The sequence below is a fragment of the Aneurinibacillus sp. XH2 genome, from assembly GCF_001439585.2.
In the GTDB taxonomy this organism is placed as follows: Bacteria; Bacillota; Bacilli; order Aneurinibacillales; family Aneurinibacillaceae; genus Aneurinibacillus; species Aneurinibacillus thermoaerophilus.
On record NZ_CP014140.1, the window covers coordinates 3,103,544 to 3,119,705 of the forward strand.

At 46.7% G+C, this 16,162-nt stretch carries 16 protein-coding genes and 1 riboswitch; of the genes, 1 reads left to right on the plus strand and 15 read right to left on the minus strand.

Going from position 1 to position 16,162, the window contains the following annotated elements:
- Positions 1 to 177 precede the first annotated feature (177 nt).
- Complete coding sequence (locus ACH33_RS15490) at positions 178 to 1,167, plus strand: metal-dependent hydrolase (protein ID WP_057899809.1); 990 nt, start codon at positions 178 to 180, stop codon at positions 1,165 to 1,167.
- A 111-nt stretch (positions 1,168 to 1,278) separates the two neighbouring features.
- Here ACH33_RS15490 and ACH33_RS15495 read toward each other — a convergent pair whose 3' ends face one another.
- The 15 genes from ACH33_RS15495 to ACH33_RS15565 all read right to left on the minus strand — a co-directional run bounded on the left by ACH33_RS15495 (position 1,279) and on the right by ACH33_RS15565 (position 16,135).
- Positions 1,279 to 1,515, minus strand: a complete 237-nt coding sequence (locus ACH33_RS15495) for a YneF family protein (protein ID WP_057899810.1) — start codon at positions 1,513 to 1,515, stop codon at positions 1,279 to 1,281.
- 90 nt (positions 1,516 to 1,605) lie between these two features.
- Complete coding sequence (locus tag ACH33_RS15500) at positions 1,606 to 2,829, minus strand: CAP domain-containing protein (protein WP_057899811.1); 1,224 nt, start codon at positions 2,827 to 2,829, stop codon at positions 1,606 to 1,608.
- A gap of 139 nt (positions 2,830 to 2,968) precedes the next feature.
- Complete coding sequence (locus tag ACH33_RS15505; RefSeq protein ID WP_057899812.1) at positions 2,969 to 3,616, minus strand: FMN-dependent NADH-azoreductase; 648 nt, start codon at positions 3,614 to 3,616, stop codon at positions 2,969 to 2,971.
- A gap of 173 nt (positions 3,617 to 3,789) precedes the next feature.
- Complete coding sequence (locus ACH33_RS15510; protein ID WP_057900424.1) at positions 3,790 to 5,094, minus strand: MATE family efflux transporter; 1,305 nt, start codon at positions 5,092 to 5,094, stop codon at positions 3,790 to 3,792.
- Between the two features lie 206 nt (positions 5,095 to 5,300).
- On the minus strand, positions 5,301 to 5,981 hold the full coding sequence (locus ACH33_RS15515; protein WP_057899813.1) for a protease complex subunit PrcB family protein: 681 nt from the start codon (positions 5,979 to 5,981) through the stop codon (positions 5,301 to 5,303).
- 214 nt (positions 5,982 to 6,195) lie between these two features.
- Entirely contained in the window at positions 6,196 to 6,798 is a 603-nt protein-coding gene (gene cysC / locus ACH33_RS15520) for an adenylyl-sulfate kinase (protein ID WP_057899814.1), read from the minus strand.
- A 20-nt stretch (positions 6,799 to 6,818) separates the two neighbouring features.
- A complete protein-coding gene (sat, locus tag ACH33_RS15525) occupies positions 6,819 to 7,964 on the minus strand; it encodes a sulfate adenylyltransferase (protein ID WP_057899815.1) in 1,146 nt (381 codons plus the stop codon).
- A 33-nt stretch (positions 7,965 to 7,997) separates the two neighbouring features.
- Positions 7,998 to 8,705, minus strand: coding sequence for a phosphoadenylyl-sulfate reductase (locus tag ACH33_RS15530; protein WP_057900425.1), 708 nt, complete (start codon positions 8,703 to 8,705; stop codon positions 7,998 to 8,000).
- 9 nt (positions 8,706 to 8,714) lie between these two features.
- Positions 8,715 to 9,797 carry a sulfate permease gene (locus ACH33_RS15535; RefSeq protein ID WP_057899816.1) on the minus strand — a complete coding sequence of 361 codons (1,083 nt, stop codon included), beginning with the start codon at positions 9,795 to 9,797 and terminating at the stop codon, positions 8,715 to 8,717.
- Positions 9,794 to 9,997 carry a DUF3906 family protein gene (locus tag ACH33_RS15540; protein ID WP_057899817.1) on the minus strand — a complete coding sequence of 68 codons (204 nt, stop codon included), beginning with the start codon at positions 9,995 to 9,997 and terminating at the stop codon, positions 9,794 to 9,796. The genes ACH33_RS15535 and ACH33_RS15540 overlap by 4 nt, the downstream gene beginning before the upstream one ends.
- A gap of 30 nt (positions 9,998 to 10,027) precedes the next feature.
- The gene (locus ACH33_RS15545; protein WP_057899818.1) at positions 10,028 to 11,641 is read right to left on the minus strand and encodes a nitrite/sulfite reductase; all 1,614 of its coding nucleotides are present in this window, start codon (positions 11,639 to 11,641) and stop codon (positions 10,028 to 10,030) included.
- 30 nt (positions 11,642 to 11,671) lie between these two features.
- The gene (gene cobA / locus ACH33_RS15550; protein ID WP_057899819.1) at positions 11,672 to 12,445 is read right to left on the minus strand and encodes a uroporphyrinogen-III C-methyltransferase; all 774 of its coding nucleotides are present in this window, start codon (positions 12,443 to 12,445) and stop codon (positions 11,672 to 11,674) included.
- 118 nt (positions 12,446 to 12,563) lie between these two features.
- Positions 12,564 to 12,661, minus strand: a riboswitch (SAM riboswitch).
- 135 nt (positions 12,662 to 12,796) lie between these two features.
- Positions 12,797 to 13,987: an ABC transporter permease gene (locus ACH33_RS15555; protein WP_057899820.1), complete on the minus strand. Its 1,191-nt coding sequence runs from the start codon at positions 13,985 to 13,987 to the stop codon at positions 12,797 to 12,799.
- A gap of 3 nt (positions 13,988 to 13,990) precedes the next feature.
- A complete protein-coding gene (locus ACH33_RS15560) occupies positions 13,991 to 14,719 on the minus strand; it encodes an ABC transporter ATP-binding protein (RefSeq protein ID WP_057899821.1) in 729 nt (242 codons plus the stop codon).
- 15 nt (positions 14,720 to 14,734) lie between these two features.
- Entirely contained in the window at positions 14,735 to 16,135 is a 1,401-nt protein-coding gene (locus ACH33_RS15565) for an efflux RND transporter periplasmic adaptor subunit (RefSeq protein ID WP_057899822.1), read from the minus strand.
- Positions 16,136 to 16,162: the final 27 nt, after the last annotated feature.

Consider the following 16,162-nt stretch of genomic DNA (forward strand, 5'->3'; position numbering starts at 1 on the left):
AGACTCTGAACAGCATATAAAAAATATATATTTTATGTTAAATTGCTAAACATTCATATCGTTTTCTTTTATAATAAAGCATAATGCTTTACGCTATCCACGAAAACTGGAAAACGAGAAAGAGTGTAGCGAAAACAGAAGCCGCTTAAGGCTAATACGGAAATTGGAGGAGTTTACTTGGATACAGGTACCCACATTGCAATGGGATTTGGTCTCGCAGGTCTTGCGTATTTGGATCCGGTCGTAGCCGGCCAACCTGAACTTGCCAATGCTGTACTTCTCGGAACGCTGATTGGCTCTCAGGCGCCCGATTTGGATACGGTATTAAAACTTCGCGGCAACGCATCATATATTCGCAATCATCGCGGACGCTCTCACTCCATTCCGGCGATTTTCATTTGGGCAGGACTTATCAGTGGCGGTATTTATACCTTCTTTTCAGGCGTTTCATACTTGCATCTGTTATTGTGGACGCTGCTCGCCGTAGTTGTTCATGTGTCTATCGACTTGTTTAACGCATACGGTACGCAAGCAGCCCGCCCTTTCTCCAAACGATGGATTTCTTTCAATGTTATCAACATATTCGACCCATTCATCATGGCCATTCACCTTATCGGTTTTCTCTTCTGGGCTGCCGGTTTCGACCCAGGACATGTGTTCAGCATCGTATATACGATTATGATTTCCTATATTATCCAAAGAACAATAACTTACCGCAGATTAGTGCGGTTCGTAAAAGCCGAGTTAGGCGAAGAAGGGCACTATATTCTGCTTCCGACGCTTCGCTGGACGCACTGGGGTGTGATCGTCCAGACCGCCTATGCTTCGTATGTCGGCGAATTGCACAACAAACGTATCATCTGGCACGACACTTTTTACCATAAAGAAGAAAATGAAGTTATCAAAAAAGCAAAGCAGGATAATAAGGTGCAAGCTTTTCTATCCTTCACGCGGTACCCGTACGTATATACAAAAAAACGAACGTTTGGTCACGAAGTGCGCTGGATCGATTTGCGCTATCGAACCAAAACGCACTATGCATTTGTTGCGATAGTTCACCTAGACGAACAGTTGAACATCATAGATTCCTACACAGGCTGGGAATACCGCGAACACAAAATGGAAAGCAAAGTTCTTGCGCCAGAATTGGCGTTGGAAAAGCCATAACATAAAAAACGCGCAATCCGTGCCGGATGCGCGTTTTTTCTTTTTTACGCGAATAGCAAAAAGCTGCGTCCAATCGGCCTCGTTCACAGCTTTTATGACAGGTTTCCCCGGTTATTTTTTCTTTTTCGCACCCGGTTTCAGACCAGGTTTCATGTTTTGCATTCTGCGCGTCATCTGGTTTAACTGCTTTTGATTCAAGTTCATTCCCATCGAGCGGGCGATTTGCTGGATTTGTTTCTCATCCATCTGCATATTCGCCATTTGGTTTCGCAAGTACCATACGCCAAGGGCGAACCCCGCAATCACTCCGACAAGCAGCGTAAGAATCGGAATAATATAATCCCACATAAATGCTCGTCCCTTCCACTCTTAATTTTCAGGCAATCACATGATATTTTACTTCTTCCAGCATGAACTTGTCAAAACATAATTGCCTGATTAGGGCGTGAAAAAATGCTGGGTATAGTATGTCCCGTACACGCCTACACCAAGCTTTTTAAAAGCGGGATTCAATAAGTTTTTTCTGTGGCCGGAGCTATTCATCCACCCAAATACAGCTTCAATAGCGTCTGGATATCCCATAGAAATATTCTCAGCGGCCAAAGTGTATTTAATTCCTTGCTCAGCCATTAAATCAAACGGTGACTTTCCAGCGCGCGTTGTATGCGAAAAGTAATTGTACACGCTCATATCTTTACTATGTTTATAGGCGGAGGCGGCCGCCTGATCGCTCCACGCAAGAGCAGGCACTTTCTTCTTTGCTCTTTCTATATTGGTCAGCCATAATACTTGCCTAGCAGCATCTCGATTGACAGTAGCCGTATCCGTCGGATAAGAAGGAATGTTCGGTTTTTTTATATATTGATACGTATAGCCAAAGTATTTCTTATGAACAAGCTCAGTTGGATTGACAACACGTAAACCAAGTAACTTTTTTTTGTCCAGATTGTCATAGTAAGCAATGATCGCTAAGGAACCGGATTTGTACAGCACTTTTTCCGAACTGTCATTTTTAAAAGTAAAGGTAGCCCCGTATAAAGCCCATTCCGGCTTAGCGCTATATTTCAATTTCTTCTCGACTTCGCTGCGCGTGCTCCCCACTTTTACGCCATTATACTGTGTGTCCAGGGTGTTAGAAAACATTTCAATCACATGGCCGTCGCGGAAACCGATCCAATACCTGTCATATACCCACCACTTCGTCTTGTTCGCTCCCGTATAGGCAGCTTTATAAGATCCCAGTTTGGATTTGACAGTATCCCAGCGGTCTCCAATCTCAACTTTAAAGCTCGATGTTACGCTTGCTGTCCGCTGAACAGAATTTGCCTGCACAGCTTCTAGCTTAGGTTTTTGCCCTATCCAAACAGAATGTGTCTTCCCATCATATCCTACTTCTTTGCCAAGCTTTTCTCCGACATATCGCAATGGAACATAGGTGGTCCCTTGGTATGTAATCGTCTTCGGAACTTGATTGCCATTATTTTTATATACTTTCGGATCGCTTGTATCTTTTTTACCATCAAAATAATAAGTTACAGGATAAAAATAGGCGGTAATTTTTTCTTTAAAACCGTCCGCTTCACCTGCGCTCGTCCAGATCCCGGCCGCGAACGCAGCCGCCAGCGCCAGCACAGAAACCATCAATTTGCCTGCTGTTCTCACATGGCAACAACTCCTCGCGAAACATGATAAAAAAGCGTTCCCAACCTATGTTCTTTTGGTTAGTGAACGCTTCTTCAAATTAAATGGTAGCACCTGTTTTTTCTATTGTCTATACCCCATTCAGCGCAAATAGTACAACTTATGTACGCTGATAATTCTTCGCAAACTCGACCGCCGCTTCGCGTGCTTTGTGCTCCGCCTTAGCAAAGATCTCTTCCGCTTTATCCGGCGTGGCCGCCATTCCCTCCACGAAAATGTGGGTATAATCAGTAATCCCAATAAAGCCCATAATGCCGCGCAGATATTTATCTGTGAACTCAAAATCTACGGCTGGCCCTTCAGAATACACGCCTCCGCGCGCCTGGATATGCATCACGCGCTTGCCGGCCATTAAGCCCTGCGGGCCTTGTTCCGTATATTTAAATGTCTTGCCCGCAATTACAACGTTATCAATATACGCTTTCAGTAGCGGAGGATAACTTAAATTCCAAAGCGGTGTTACGAAAATTACTTTGTCCGCCGCGATAAACTGGTCAAGCAGTTCTGTCATGCGGCCAAGCACACGCTTTTCTTCGTCGTTCAGCGCTTCATTCTTTGCGACTTTATCCCATGCGTTCAAGACAAGCGCATCAATGAATGGAATTTCTTCTTTGTAAAGGTCAAGGCGCTCGATCGTATCTGTGGGATTGTGCTGCTGATATGCTTTCAAGAACGTTTCACCCAGTCTCAGGCCATAAGACGCCTCAACCGGCTTCGGATTCGCGGTAATATAAAGAACTTTTGCCATCGTACTCTCTCCTTTTACTCATATTCTATTCATTTTCTAAGCATTACAACTACAAACTAATTATAATTTATTATCTTTAATAAGTAAAGTGTTTTTCTATCAAGAAAATAAGATTCTTAACCTTTATCATTACCTGCTTCTTGCTTTTTCAAATAGTAAATTTCCGGAAATCCTTATTTACCCTGCAATAAACGAATTTCGCGCCAGCGCCCGAATCGGTAATACGCACTTGCACAAACCGCGCTAATCACAAAGCTTGTACCCATGCCATAGGCAATCCCCTGCTCGCCCAGCCACTTGGAAAATACTGCAGTCAGCGGATAACGCAATACCCAGAAAGAGATAAAATTCAGCACCAGAATCTGTACCATGCCGCCTGCACCGCGGATAATACCGTTCAGCACAAAGTTAATCCCAAGGAACGGGTAGAAAAAACAAATCGTGCGAAGGTACAGCGTGCCAAATGCTATCGACTCCGGATTGTCCACGAACCATTCAAGCAGTTTTGCTGCCGTTGCATACACTAATACCCCAATAGCAAACGACACGCTGACAATTAACAATATGCCACTGCGCGCGATACCGCTGACACGTTCCCACTTTCCAGCTCCGATATTCTGGCCGGACATACTGTTCACCGCCGAGCCAAGTGTAACAATAGGCAACATAATCAAATTATCCATACGCTGTGAAGCGCCAAACCCAGCGACCACATTCTCGCCAAACATATTCACTACGCTCATAATCGCCATCATTCCGCCAGAAATCACCATCATTTGCAAACCGGCAGGAATGCCTAATTTAAAAATCGCCAATGCATATGTACGATCGGGGATATGAGGCTTTATGAATGGAATTTTTCCCGATTTCCTCGTGTATATAAGCGCATATACAAACGAAAAACCTTGTGCCACGATGGTCGCAAGCGCCGCTCCTACCACTCCAAGATCAAAGTACATAATGAACAGAGGATCAAGCACCGTATTCAAAATTACGGCCATCAGCACAAACCGTATGGGCGTGCGACTGTCTCCAAGCGCCCTAAGCACTGTGCCGATAAAATTATAGCCGAACAAAAATACAATTCCGATAAAATTCACCTGCAAATACTGAGTGGCCAGCTCATGAATAGCTGACGGTGTTTGAATCAGCGTTAGAATGTGAGGCGAAAAAATATAGCCGATAATTCCAATACCAATGGATAGTAGAGTAAATACAACGACAAACGCATTCAGCGATTCTTTTAACCCTTCTTCATCACCTGCGCCCCTACGCTGGGCAAGAATCGTCAATGTTGCTCCGTTCATCCCGATAATAAATGACAGCATCGTAAACACAACCGTCGCTGATACAGACACAGAAGCGAGCGCGTCTGACCCAAGCAGGTTGCCGACCCATAAACTGTCAATAAACTGATATGACGTCTGTAACACATTCGTGAAAAATATTGGGAGGGAAAAGGCGATCATCTGTCGCATAATATTCCCTTTCGTAAAATCGAAACTTCGCGCAGCCACAAGCTCTCCCTCTTTCTCTTTGTCCCTGTACTACATGATATCATTTGTTTTCAAAATAAGAAGGAAGACAATGTGCGATGAGCGTATAGAAAATTATGTAATAAAATAAAAAAAGAGCAGGAATTCTATCCCGCTCTCGCTCTGTGTAAGCGCACAAAAGATAGTGCTTATTTGCCATGTATGTCATTCACGATCTCAAATCGAATTTTTTTGTCGGTACATGGCATTTTCACTAGGGTGGTCGGATACGTAATCACCTGCGTATACATTTTGCCCGGCTCCGGATTCTTATGCCTTACCTTTACCACAATCTCATCGACGTATTCGGTCACGCCTACAATTTCAATTCCGTATCCCCCATTTGGCTGCTCGCCTCTTGCCACCATCGCGTACATTCCATCCTCATCACACATCGTACCCATAAATTCCTGCTTCTTATGGTCGTCAAACCACCGCTGAATCCTGGAAGATAATTGTGGTTGTTCGCCGCCCGAAGGATAAATCGTTTTAAATTTCAATTCTTTTCCATCTCCTTTTTCTTTCCCTAGATAAATCGTATGGGTCGCCGGGTCATATCCAACTTTGTGTCCAAGCTTTTCCGAAACCAAGCGAAGCGGCACATACGTAGTATCTTTATATACAAAAGAAACAGGAATATAACTTTTACCATTAAAGTATTGCTGTTCTTTATCGCTGGGCTGTATTTTCTGTCCTTCCATCACAAAGCTGACAGGCGTCACTCTTACATCGATTTTTGTCAAGGCGGCATATGAAAAACCGGCTGCACACATCAGCGCTGCCCCGGCAATCACACCGGCCATAAATGTTCTTACCGTGCGTTTTTTCATAAAGCTTCACCCCTTCCTTATATTTGTTTTCTCATCTTTTCAGACGAGCCAAATAGGTGAAACATATGCAAAATGATAACGGAAAACTTATCTTACCCCATTTGTCCTTATTTCACAACGGTAAGTCATGCTATCTAATATAGAAAACTCCAGATTTGAGCAAGTTTATGCAAAAGTAAAAAGGCGCGGCCAGAAAAAGGCCGTGCCCTTTATACTAAATAATGCCTTTCTTCCGCAAAAATGCGATCACTTGCTCTGCGGATTCATCCAGCGTTTTTTTATCCGTCTTCACGATTAATTCCGGTGCTTCCGGCTCCTCATACGGCGAGGAAATGCCGGTAAACTCTGGAATCTCTCCCGTCCGCGCTTTTTTGTACAGCCCTTTCGGATCACGCTTCTCACACTCTTCCAGCGCGCAATTCACATAAATCTCAATAAACTCACCATCTTCTACCAATCCGCGAGCGAGAGCACGATCGGCGCGATACGGCGAGATAAACGCGGTTAATACAAGCACACCCGCATCCACGAACAGCTTCGCTACCTCGCCGATACGGCGAATATTTTCCGCACGGTCTTCCGGGCTGAATCCCAGGTCTTTATTAATGCCGTGTCGGATGTTATCTCCATCCAGCAAATACGTATGCATCCCTCTCTCATGCAATCTGCGTTCCACTTCGTTAGCGAGCGTCGACTTGCCCGCACCGGACAGACCGGTAAACCAAAGAACCGCGCTTTTATGCCCCTTCGTTTTCTGCCGATCCTGCTTCGTTACCGTTGTCCTGTGCCAAACAATATTGGCGTTGTGTCCTGCCATACTTCTGCCTCCTCCCGGTCCTAATTGCCGATCGCGACCTTCATGCCACGAATCAGCACTTCTACTACTTCAGGACGGCTGAACTCCGGCGGCGGTGCCTCACCGCGGCTCAACATCTCCCTCACTTTCGTGCCCGATAAATGAAGGTGATCTTCCGCACTATGCGGACATGTTTTCGTTGAAGCCATGTTGCCGCACTTTTTGCAATAAAAACTATGTTCAAAGAAAAGCGGTGTAATACCCAGCTCTTCCGGCGAAAAATTCAAGAAAATCCGCTGCGCATCGTACGTGCCGTAATAATTGCCAACGCCGGCGTGGTCGCGTCCGACAATGAAATGCGTACAACCGTAATTTTTTCGCACGATCGCGTGGAAAATGGCTTCGCGCGGTCCCGCATAACGCATGGCCGCCGGGAACACGGCCAAGAACACACGATCAAGCGGATAATAGTTTTGAAGAAGTACCTGATAACTTTCCATCCGGATGTCAGCCGGAATATCGTCCGCTTTCGTCTCGCCAACCAGCGGGTTTAAAAACAGGCCGTCCACAATTTCCAGCGCCGTTTTCTGGATGTACTCGTGGGCGCGGTGAACCGGATTGCGCGTCTGAAATCCCACAACCGTATACCAACCGCGCTCAGCAAACACGGCTCTCGTCTCAGCCGGGTCAAGATAGAACTCTTTAAACCTGTTCTTTTTCGGACGCTTTATCAGCGTAATCGGGCCTGCAACATACACTCCCGGTCGCTCCCATAGCTTTTTAACGCCCGGGTGCTTGATTTCTGTCGTACCATATACGTTTTCCGCCTCTATTTCCTTGTTCGGTGTGTACAGTTCCTGTACTTCGATAACACCATACACCGTTCCTTCGTACACAAGCTGTGCCATATCCCCTGGTGCAAGCTGCGCGGCTACGGCTTCCGTTACCGGCAAAGTAATCGGAAGACTCCATACGGTTCCGTCAGCAAGGCGCATGTTATACACGACGCTTTCATAGTCAGCTTTACCCAAGAAACCGGTGAGTGGACTGTAGGCGCCGATCGCCAACAGTTCCAAATCGGAAAGGGCGAACGCGTCCAGTTCGATTTTTTTGCTTACTTTTGTAATGTCATAAGAAAAGTTAATGCGGTTGATTAATACACCGCCATGAGGCTGATTTGTACTCATGCTTTCTACTCCTTTTCCTCAACTCTTTCATTCTTATTGATGCAGACCGCATTCCGTCTTGCCCGTACCGCTCCAACGTCCGGCACGTGAGTCGCTCCCGTCTTCCACCGGTAACGTGCAATGTTTACAGCCAATGCTCGGATAACCTTTGTCATGCAATTCATTATATGGAAGTTGATAAAGCTTGATATAACTCCATACTTCTTCCCATTTCCAATAAATTAACGGGCAGATTTTAATGGATCGGAACCTGCGATCAATATTGACAAACTGTGTGTTCGCCCGCGTCGGCGACTGCTCCCGTCTTAAACCAGATAACCAAGCCACCGTGCCCGCCATCACTTCTTCTAAAGGCTGAATTTTCCGTAATTTACAGCATAAATCCGGATCTATCTTCCATAATTCTGAACCATACTGCTCTGCCTGCTCTTGTACGGACAGCGCCGGCTCCTTCATCTGAATGCGCAATTTCGGATATTTGACTTTCACGCGCTCAATAACTTCATACGTTTCTTTAAAGTGTAAATGTGTATCCAGGAAAACGATACGGGCATCCGGACGCACCCGGCTAATTAAGTCGGTTAAAACCATACCTTCAGCACCAAAGCTGCAAGCATAGATTAGATTGTCACCGAATAGGCCATATGCCCACTTTAATACATCCAGCGCATCCTTATTTTCCAATGTTTTATTTATTTCTTCGCAGCGTTCAGATGTCAGCGTTTCATATGAAAATGTCATATCCGGCACCTAGATTCCTCCTCTCTGATCATGAATGGCGCTTTTTTCTTTACGGATCGTCTGGGAAAGGTTCATTAATCCTAGCGTAGTGATAAATACGCTTATAATAACGATTAACACATACGGATTCGGCTGCAACCAGAGATGAACCATCGCGTAAGCCACGACAAGTGAAGATACCGGAGAAACAATCCACACCTTTGCGATTTGGTGAATAACTCTTTTCTGCCAAAGCTTAAAACCGTTGTCCGCAGTACCAACGCCCATAATGGCACAGGTAGTCGCCTGTACAAGCGGAACAGGGATGCCCAACAAAGAGGCGATAATGACCAATCCTCCGCTGGTAAAAGAAACCGCGCTGCCCTGCAAAAGCGAAAGACGGGTAATTTTTTTCCCGTTTGTCTCCAACACTTTACCGCCCAACAAAACCGCACCAAGCGCCACGAATATTCCACCCATCCAAACGCCAGCGGAAACAGACATTAACCCGGCGCCAACAAGCGGCCCAACCGCGTTCGCCACATTGTTCATACCGGCCGAAAATGCCTCAAGCGCACCGCCGATCACAAGCAATCTTCCCAGCCAGCGCTGCCATTTTCCCTGTCTGCTAAGATGCGGCCACTTCACTTCCGCTATCTTAATTAGTCGCCCCAGCACATACGCCACACTAAACGAGACCAGAGGAACCGCGATCCAGAAGGAAATAATGACTGCAAGTTTGCTGACGAATAAGGATTTGTACGCGAGCCCGATGCCGACAATCGAACCAACCGTCACTTCACTCGTTGACAGGGGAACCCCCATCAGATTTGCTATAAACAGCGTGAGTGTCGCTGAGGCCAGAATAATTATTACAATCTCCACAGTGAGAATAGAGGAAGAGATGATACCTCCCCCGATTGTTTTCACTACTTCGCCTCCACCTAACACAGCACCGAGCAAAGCAGCTGCACCTACAATCAGCATTGCGAGCTTCTTATTTTGAATAGCTCCCCCGCCATACGCCGCGCCCATCGCAGCGGCTGTACCGCTGGCGCCGATATTCATCGCGAAAAACAGGGCAATGGCAATGGCCGCGCACGTCAGAATCATGGCTCGATCACATACCCCCGGCCCGTTCCAGCCGGCTTTTTTTCTACAATGGCTATCTCCGCAACCGGCCTCGGCGGCAAAAAATAGCGTTCAATTTGATTCTGGGCGCTGCGGAACGCTTTTTCTTCATTTTCATGTATGACTACAACGGCAGCTGTTCCCCCATCCCTAAACAATATCTCAAATCTATAGATAAACATCGCCTCACCTCTCCTATGCCCAGGCATCCTTTATACCAACTGTTTCAGAGCCGCATCCAGCCTCTCTTGGAACGGTGTAATTCCAACACGCTGTACGAAATCAAAGAAGCTTTCCTTGTTCCGCTTTTCTTCCTTATAATAGGCAAGCAACGGCAACACGACCCGGTGCAGTTGCTCGCCAAGCACGCGTCCTTTCAGCTTTTCGTTAAATTTCGCGTTCGGGCCCAGCGTACCGCCAAGGAAAATATCGAACGCATCTTTCATGCCGTCTTCCGTTTTAACAAGCGCTCCCTGAAAGCCAATGTCAGCAATTTGCCGCTGACCGCATGAGTTCGGACAACCGACCATATGCATGCGAATTGGTTCATCCAACTCCACATGTTCATCTAGATATTCCGCCAATTGGCGCATTCTTTCTTTCGTTTCAACGATCGCAAGATTACAGAATTCATTGCCGGTGCAAGAAACGGCGAAAGCAGTAAAATTCTTCGGATACGGTGTCAAACGTTCCAACACTTTTTCTTGCAACAGTTCTTCCACTCTTTCATCCGGTATGCCGGTAATTATGATATTTTGCGAATTGCATGTACGCAGTGAGCCATTACCATATTCATCGGCGAGATGCGCCAGTTCTTCCAATTCCTGTGCCGACATACGTCCTACCGGAACGGACAGACCAACATAACTCAACCCTTCCTGGCGCTGTTTATGAATACCGGTAAAATATCCTGCATTCCATCCCTTAATCTTATCTTCGCCCCGCGTCTCCAGCTCGCCGACAAGCTCTTTTAACTTGGCAAGAAACTTCTCCGCTCCCCAATCAGCGACAAGAAATTTCAAGCGTGCGTGATGACGCTTCTCCCGGTATCCATAGTCACGGAAAATCGTTGTAACGCCGACCGCTACCTTCACGACTTCTTCCGGTCGCACAAATACATCGAGCTGTTGAGCCAAATACGGACGGGACGATAGTCCGCCGCCAACCCAGACATGAAAACCGATGATTTCCTTGCCAGCGATTACTTTCGTGGCCGGGGTAAACGCCAGATCGTTAATTTCGGCATGACCGGCATTATAAATATTGCTAGAAATCGAAATTTTATATTTGCGCGGCAGGTTGGAAAAATCCCGGTTCATTAAAAACGTATCGGACAACTGTTTCACAAGCGGGGTCGTATCTATTAATTCGTACGGATCGAGCCCCGCAAGCGGATTGCCAACAATCGTACGCGGGCAATCGCCGCACGCCTCAAATGAGGACAATCCGACGGCAGCCAACCGTTCAAAAATGTCCGGTAAATTTTCGATCCGCAACCAGTGAAACTGAATCGCCTGACGTGTCGTAATATCGATTAAATCCCTGCCATAATCATGCGCGATACTCGCAAGCGTGCGCGCCTGCTCGGACGTAAGATTTCCGGACGGAACCCGGACACGCATCATAAAGCACCCGTCTTTCGGGCGCTGCTGATATACACCTGCCCACTTAAAACGATCCATATCATCCGGCGTAATGGATTCAAAACCAGTTTTCGCATAACGATAAATGTCCTCAATAACATCCAGTCCATCTTTCTCCAGTTTTATTAATTCTGTTTTATTCAATTTCTCCTTATTTTGTGCCCATATTGGTGTATAACTCATTCATACTCTCTCCTCTCATCTCAGCGAATATTATGCAATAATGACTTGACGCAGCTGTTGTTCATACCAAGCTAACTGCTCCCGCAGGCGGACAACCTCGCCTACGACAATCACTGCCGGAGAACGAAAGCGTGCCTGTTGTACCTGCTCTACAATCGTCTCCAATGTACCTATAAGCGTCTCCTGATTTTCGCATGTACCCCAGCGGATAAGTGCCACAGGTGTCTCTTTGGCCCGGCCGTACTTATGAAGATTTTTCACAATTTCCGGCAAATTGCCGACCCCCATGTAAAATACCAGCGTATCTACCGCAGTGGCCAACTTCTCCCACTGAATACCACTTTGCTCCTTCTCTACAGCTTTGTGGCCAGTCACAAACGCGACGGAGGATGAATAACCACGGTGCGTGATAGGTATTCCTGCATAAGCCGGAGCAGCGATACCCGATGTAATGCCCGGCACAACTTCATAGTCGATGCCGGCCGCGATACAGGCTTCCGCTTCTTCCCCACCGCGCCCGAAAACAAATGGATCACCCCCTTTTAAACGAACAACCTCTTTCCCTTGCACAGCCTTCGCCACAATGATCTCGTTAATTTCCGTCTGGGATAACGAATGGTGATTTGTCTCTTTTCCGCAATAAATGCATTCAGCCTCCTTTTTTGCATAATCAAGCAGCTTTGGACTGGCCAGACGGTCATATACAATCACATCCGCCCGTTGTAGAAGCTCAAGCCCACGCACTGTAATCAACTTTGGATCGCCTGGCCCGGCACCCACAAGATACACTTTACCTGCCACCATATAACCATCCCCTTTTTTTCCAAAAATAATATTAATCAAATTTGTTTTATATGTTTAATTTAATTAAAAAAGCCCTGCTTCATTAAAGAAGAAGGGCTTATATTCTACGCTCCCCTCTTCCTCATCTTCAAGCGTGTGCTTTCTGGAATTGGCACCTAACCGAATTAGGTTGCCGAGATTTCATTGGGCCAGTCCCTCCATCTCTCTGGATAAGAAAGAGAATTCATATTATATTGATCGGATTTATTAAATTTGATTATACTCGGCTTTTTCTAAAAAGACAATACTTTTCAAAAAAATCCTCTCATTCATTATGCAAAGAGGCTTCAGAGTTAAAGAGCAGCCCGCTTCTTATTCATAACGCAACGCCTCAATCGGATTTAGCTTTGCCGCTTTGTTGGCAGGATACAATCCGAAGAAAATCCCGATGGAACTGGACACGGAAAATGCAAGCAAAACGGTCTCCCATGAAATCAAAAGCGGTATATTAGCATAGGAAAAGCCGATAGCTGATATACCAATACCAAGCAATGCTCCGATTAAGCCGCCGATTAACGACAAAATCATCGACTCCAGTAGGAACTGAAGCAAAATATCTTTCCGCTGCGCTCCAAGCGCTTTGCGGATTCCGATTTCTCTTGTCCGTTCCGTCACGGACACAAGCATAATATTCATCACGCCAATGCCGCCCACCACGAGGGAAATGCCAGCTACAATGCTAAAAATCAGGGTAATCATTCCAGTCATTTGCGAAAACTCTTTAATATTGTCTTCCATACTTAAAACTTCATAGTAATCTTTATGGTTATGCTTGCGGTTCAAATAATCCTTGACCTGCTTCATCGCAGGCCGCAATGCTTCTTTGGAAATGGCGGTCATTTCAATGTTGCTTACCGTTTGGTTTTCAGACAGCTCATTCGCAAAACGAAACGGAACAAACGCGCTCTTTGCTTTGGAAAAATCAAAGCTTACTTTCTCCTGCTTAAATACGCCGATCACCACTACGCTCCGATCGTTAAAACGCACGCGCTGACCGATCGGGTTTTCCGTCCCGAACAATTCCTGAGCTGCTCCGTCTTCCAATACGATAACCGGTCGGCGGTTTTTATCATCCTCGTCGGTAAAAAAGCGGCCTTGCACCATGTGGAGCGTGGGTTGTACAGCCGGAAGCTGGGCCGTCGTCGCCCTTACTTCGACGGTTTTCTTCTTATTGAGCCAGTAAAGCTCCGTATTGCCTACGTAAGAGTTGGCTACGGCAGCGGAAATGTACGGACTCACCTGCGGCAAATATTCCGCATCTTCCAAAGTAAGCGCGTTCGGATCTTCAGGCTCCTCCGTATCGTAGCGGGTATATACCATAAATTTATTTTGGCCGAACTTGCTTACCTGCTGCACGACCGCACTTTCGCCCCCTTTCCCAAGCGTCATAACCGCAATGACAGACGCGATACCAATAATAATCCCCAGCATCGTTAGAAAAGAACGCAGCTTATTGGCGCGCAAACCGTCCAAAGCCATGCTTAAGCTTTCCAGCAAACGCATAGATTACACCTCCTGTTGGCGCTCCGACGCCAGTTGTTGCGACGCGAATAATCGATCCCGCACGGGGTCATCGGCGACTACCTGGCCGTCGCGGAAGCGGATTAACCGCTTCGCATAGCATGCGATATCCGGTTCATGCGTAACAAGAATAATAGTCGTTCCTTGTTCATTTAACTGTTGGAAAATGTCCATAATTTCAATGCTTGTCCGCGAATCAAGCGCCCCGGTTGGCTCATCAGCCAGCACAATCGCCGGCTCATTTACGAGGGCGCGCGCAATCGCTACCCGCTGCCGCTGTCCGCCTGATAACTGATTCGGAATATGATTCATACGTTCGCCGAGCCCGACACGCGCAAGAGCCGCACGCGCCCGTTCCGTCCGTTCCTTTCTTCCGACCCCGGCATAAATCAGCGGCAATTCAACATTGCGCAGTGCGGTTGAACGCGGCAAAAGATGAAAGGTTTGAAAAACAAAACCGATTTTTTGGTTACGTACATGGGCAAGCTGCTTATCCGACAAATTCGTTACTTCCATTCCGTCTAAATGATACAGCCCGCTCGTCGGTCGATCCAGGCAGCCAATCATGTTCATAAATGTCGATTTTCCCGAACCGGATGGTCCCATAATAGCGACAAATTCCCCTTTTTCAACCGTTACGAAAACATTCTTCATCGCATAAATATCGCCACCGCCTGTGCGGTACACTTTGGACATATTCTCTACTTTTACCATGCTGTACCGCCCCTTTTATCTCGCTTCTCCGGGAACATTCGCTTCCATAACCGGCTCATTTTCCTTTAATTGCGGCCCCGGATTGGTGATAACTTTCGTGCCCGCTTTCAAACCTTGTTTAACTTCGGCAAACAATTCGTTTTCCATTCCGGTGACAACCGCCTTCTTCTTCGCCAGACCGTTCTCATTTATCCAGACGAACGCTTTCCCGCCGTTCTTCTGCACCGCTTCGATCGGTACTTGCAGCGCCTGTTTCGCGCTTTGGTGCACAATCGTTACATCTATCCGAAAGCCGGGGCGCAAAAGCTCATTTGGTTTGTCCAATGCCAGCTTCACCGCCACTTTGGCCCGTTCGCTCTGCTGTCCGCTTTTCTGTGTGGCGGCTTCTATCGCTACCGGTGAGATGCTTACCACATGAGCTTCGGCCACCTGTTTGCCTAACGCGCCTCCTTCCAGCTTGGCTTTCTGACCGACGCGCACTTTGCCGATATCAGCTTCCGCAATTTCCGCTTCCACGTATATATTTTGTGTCGTTCCCACTTTCAATAGTTCATTGCCTTTTGTCGTATATTCGCCCGCCTTCGCTTTTTGCGTCAATACGGTTCCGTCGATAGGAGCCACGATAAGCGCGTCATTTCTCTGGGCAAGCAACTGCTGCCTTTTCTCTTCGATTTTTTGTTTTTTGCTCGCAATGCTCTCTTTTTTCGTCGCCGTCCGCTTCTTCTTCTCTTCAAGCTGTGCAATCGATACCAGCAAAGCGGTGACCTCTTCCCGCTTCGGCCCTTTTTTCTTCTCTGCCAGTTCATATTGCGACGTTTTCAGCTTAAATTCAGCCTGTTTTATCTGGTCGCTCGCTTTATCCAATTCCTGCTTCTTTTCAGCTCCGCTCTCCACAAGCGTTTTGATGCGGGCGTATTCTCGCTTCGCTTGTTCAAGCTCTTGCTCGGCTTGACGAATCCCGTTTTCCGCTTTCGCAATTTCAATGGCATCATTCGCAGCTTGCAATTTCGCTAACTCCGCCTTTTTTTCGGCGATTTGCGCTGAAGTATCGGCAACCTGGTTATCGACATCCCTCGCCTGCTCATCCATATCTATCAATTGACTGTCTATATCAATTAATTGGTTTTTTATATCCTCCGTATAAATCTCACCTAATATCTGACCTTTTTTCACCGGCGCTCCCTCCGCTGCATGCAAAGCAACAATTTTTCCGCTCGCCCCTGCGTATACCGTCATTTCTTGTTCCATCTTTACTTTACCGGTAGTCATGATACGACTTTCCATATCTTTTTGCACAACGGTAGCAAGCGACACCGGCGTTCCTTCCACGCTGCGTGGTACGTACGCCGAATAGACGATATATCCCCCTATTGCTATGACCCCTGTAATAACACCAATCCATATTTTCTTTCGCACTTCTCCTTCTCCCTTTCTATGCTATCA

Excerpts from the sequence above, each read along its gene's own strand:
- ACH33_RS15545 (WP_057899818.1), bottom strand. The coding sequence starts at position 11,641 with ATGAGTTATACACCAATATGGGCACAAAATAAGGAGAAATTGAATAAA.
- ACH33_RS15505 (WP_057899812.1), bottom strand. The coding sequence starts at position 3,616 with ATGGCAAAAGTTCTTTATATTACCGCGAATCCGAAGCCGGTTGAGGCG.
- ACH33_RS15540 (WP_057899817.1), bottom strand. The coding sequence starts at position 9,997 with ATGTTTATCTATAGATTTGAGATATTGTTTAGGGATGGGGGAACAGCT.
- sat (WP_057899815.1), bottom strand. The coding sequence starts at position 7,964 with ATGAGTACAAATCAGCCTCATGGCGGTGTATTAATCAACCGCATTAAC.
- ACH33_RS15535 (WP_057899816.1), bottom strand. The coding sequence starts at position 9,797 with ATGATTCTGACGTGCGCGGCCATTGCCATTGCCCTGTTTTTCGCGATG.
- cobA (WP_057899819.1), bottom strand. The coding sequence starts at position 12,445 with ATGGTGGCAGGTAAAGTGTATCTTGTGGGTGCCGGGCCAGGCGATCCA.
- ACH33_RS15495 (WP_057899810.1), bottom strand. The coding sequence starts at position 1,515 with ATGTGGGATTATATTATTCCGATTCTTACGCTGCTTGTCGGAGTGATT.
- ACH33_RS15515 (WP_057899813.1), bottom strand. The coding sequence starts at position 5,981 with ATGAAAAAACGCACGGTAAGAACATTTATGGCCGGTGTGATTGCCGGG.
- ACH33_RS15555 (WP_057899820.1), bottom strand. The coding sequence starts at position 13,987 with ATGCGTTTGCTGGAAAGCTTAAGCATGGCTTTGGACGGTTTGCGCGCC.
- ACH33_RS15560 (WP_057899821.1), bottom strand. The coding sequence starts at position 14,719 with ATGGTAAAAGTAGAGAATATGTCCAAAGTGTACCGCACAGGCGGTGGC.
- cysC (WP_057899814.1), bottom strand. The coding sequence starts at position 6,798 with ATGGCAGGACACAACGCCAATATTGTTTGGCACAGGACAACGGTAACG.
- ACH33_RS15530 (WP_057900425.1), bottom strand. The coding sequence starts at position 8,705 with ATGACATTTTCATATGAAACGCTGACATCTGAACGCTGCGAAGAAATA.
- ACH33_RS15510 (WP_057900424.1), bottom strand. The coding sequence starts at position 5,094 with ATGCGACAGATGATCGCCTTTTCCCTCCCAATATTTTTCACGAATGTG.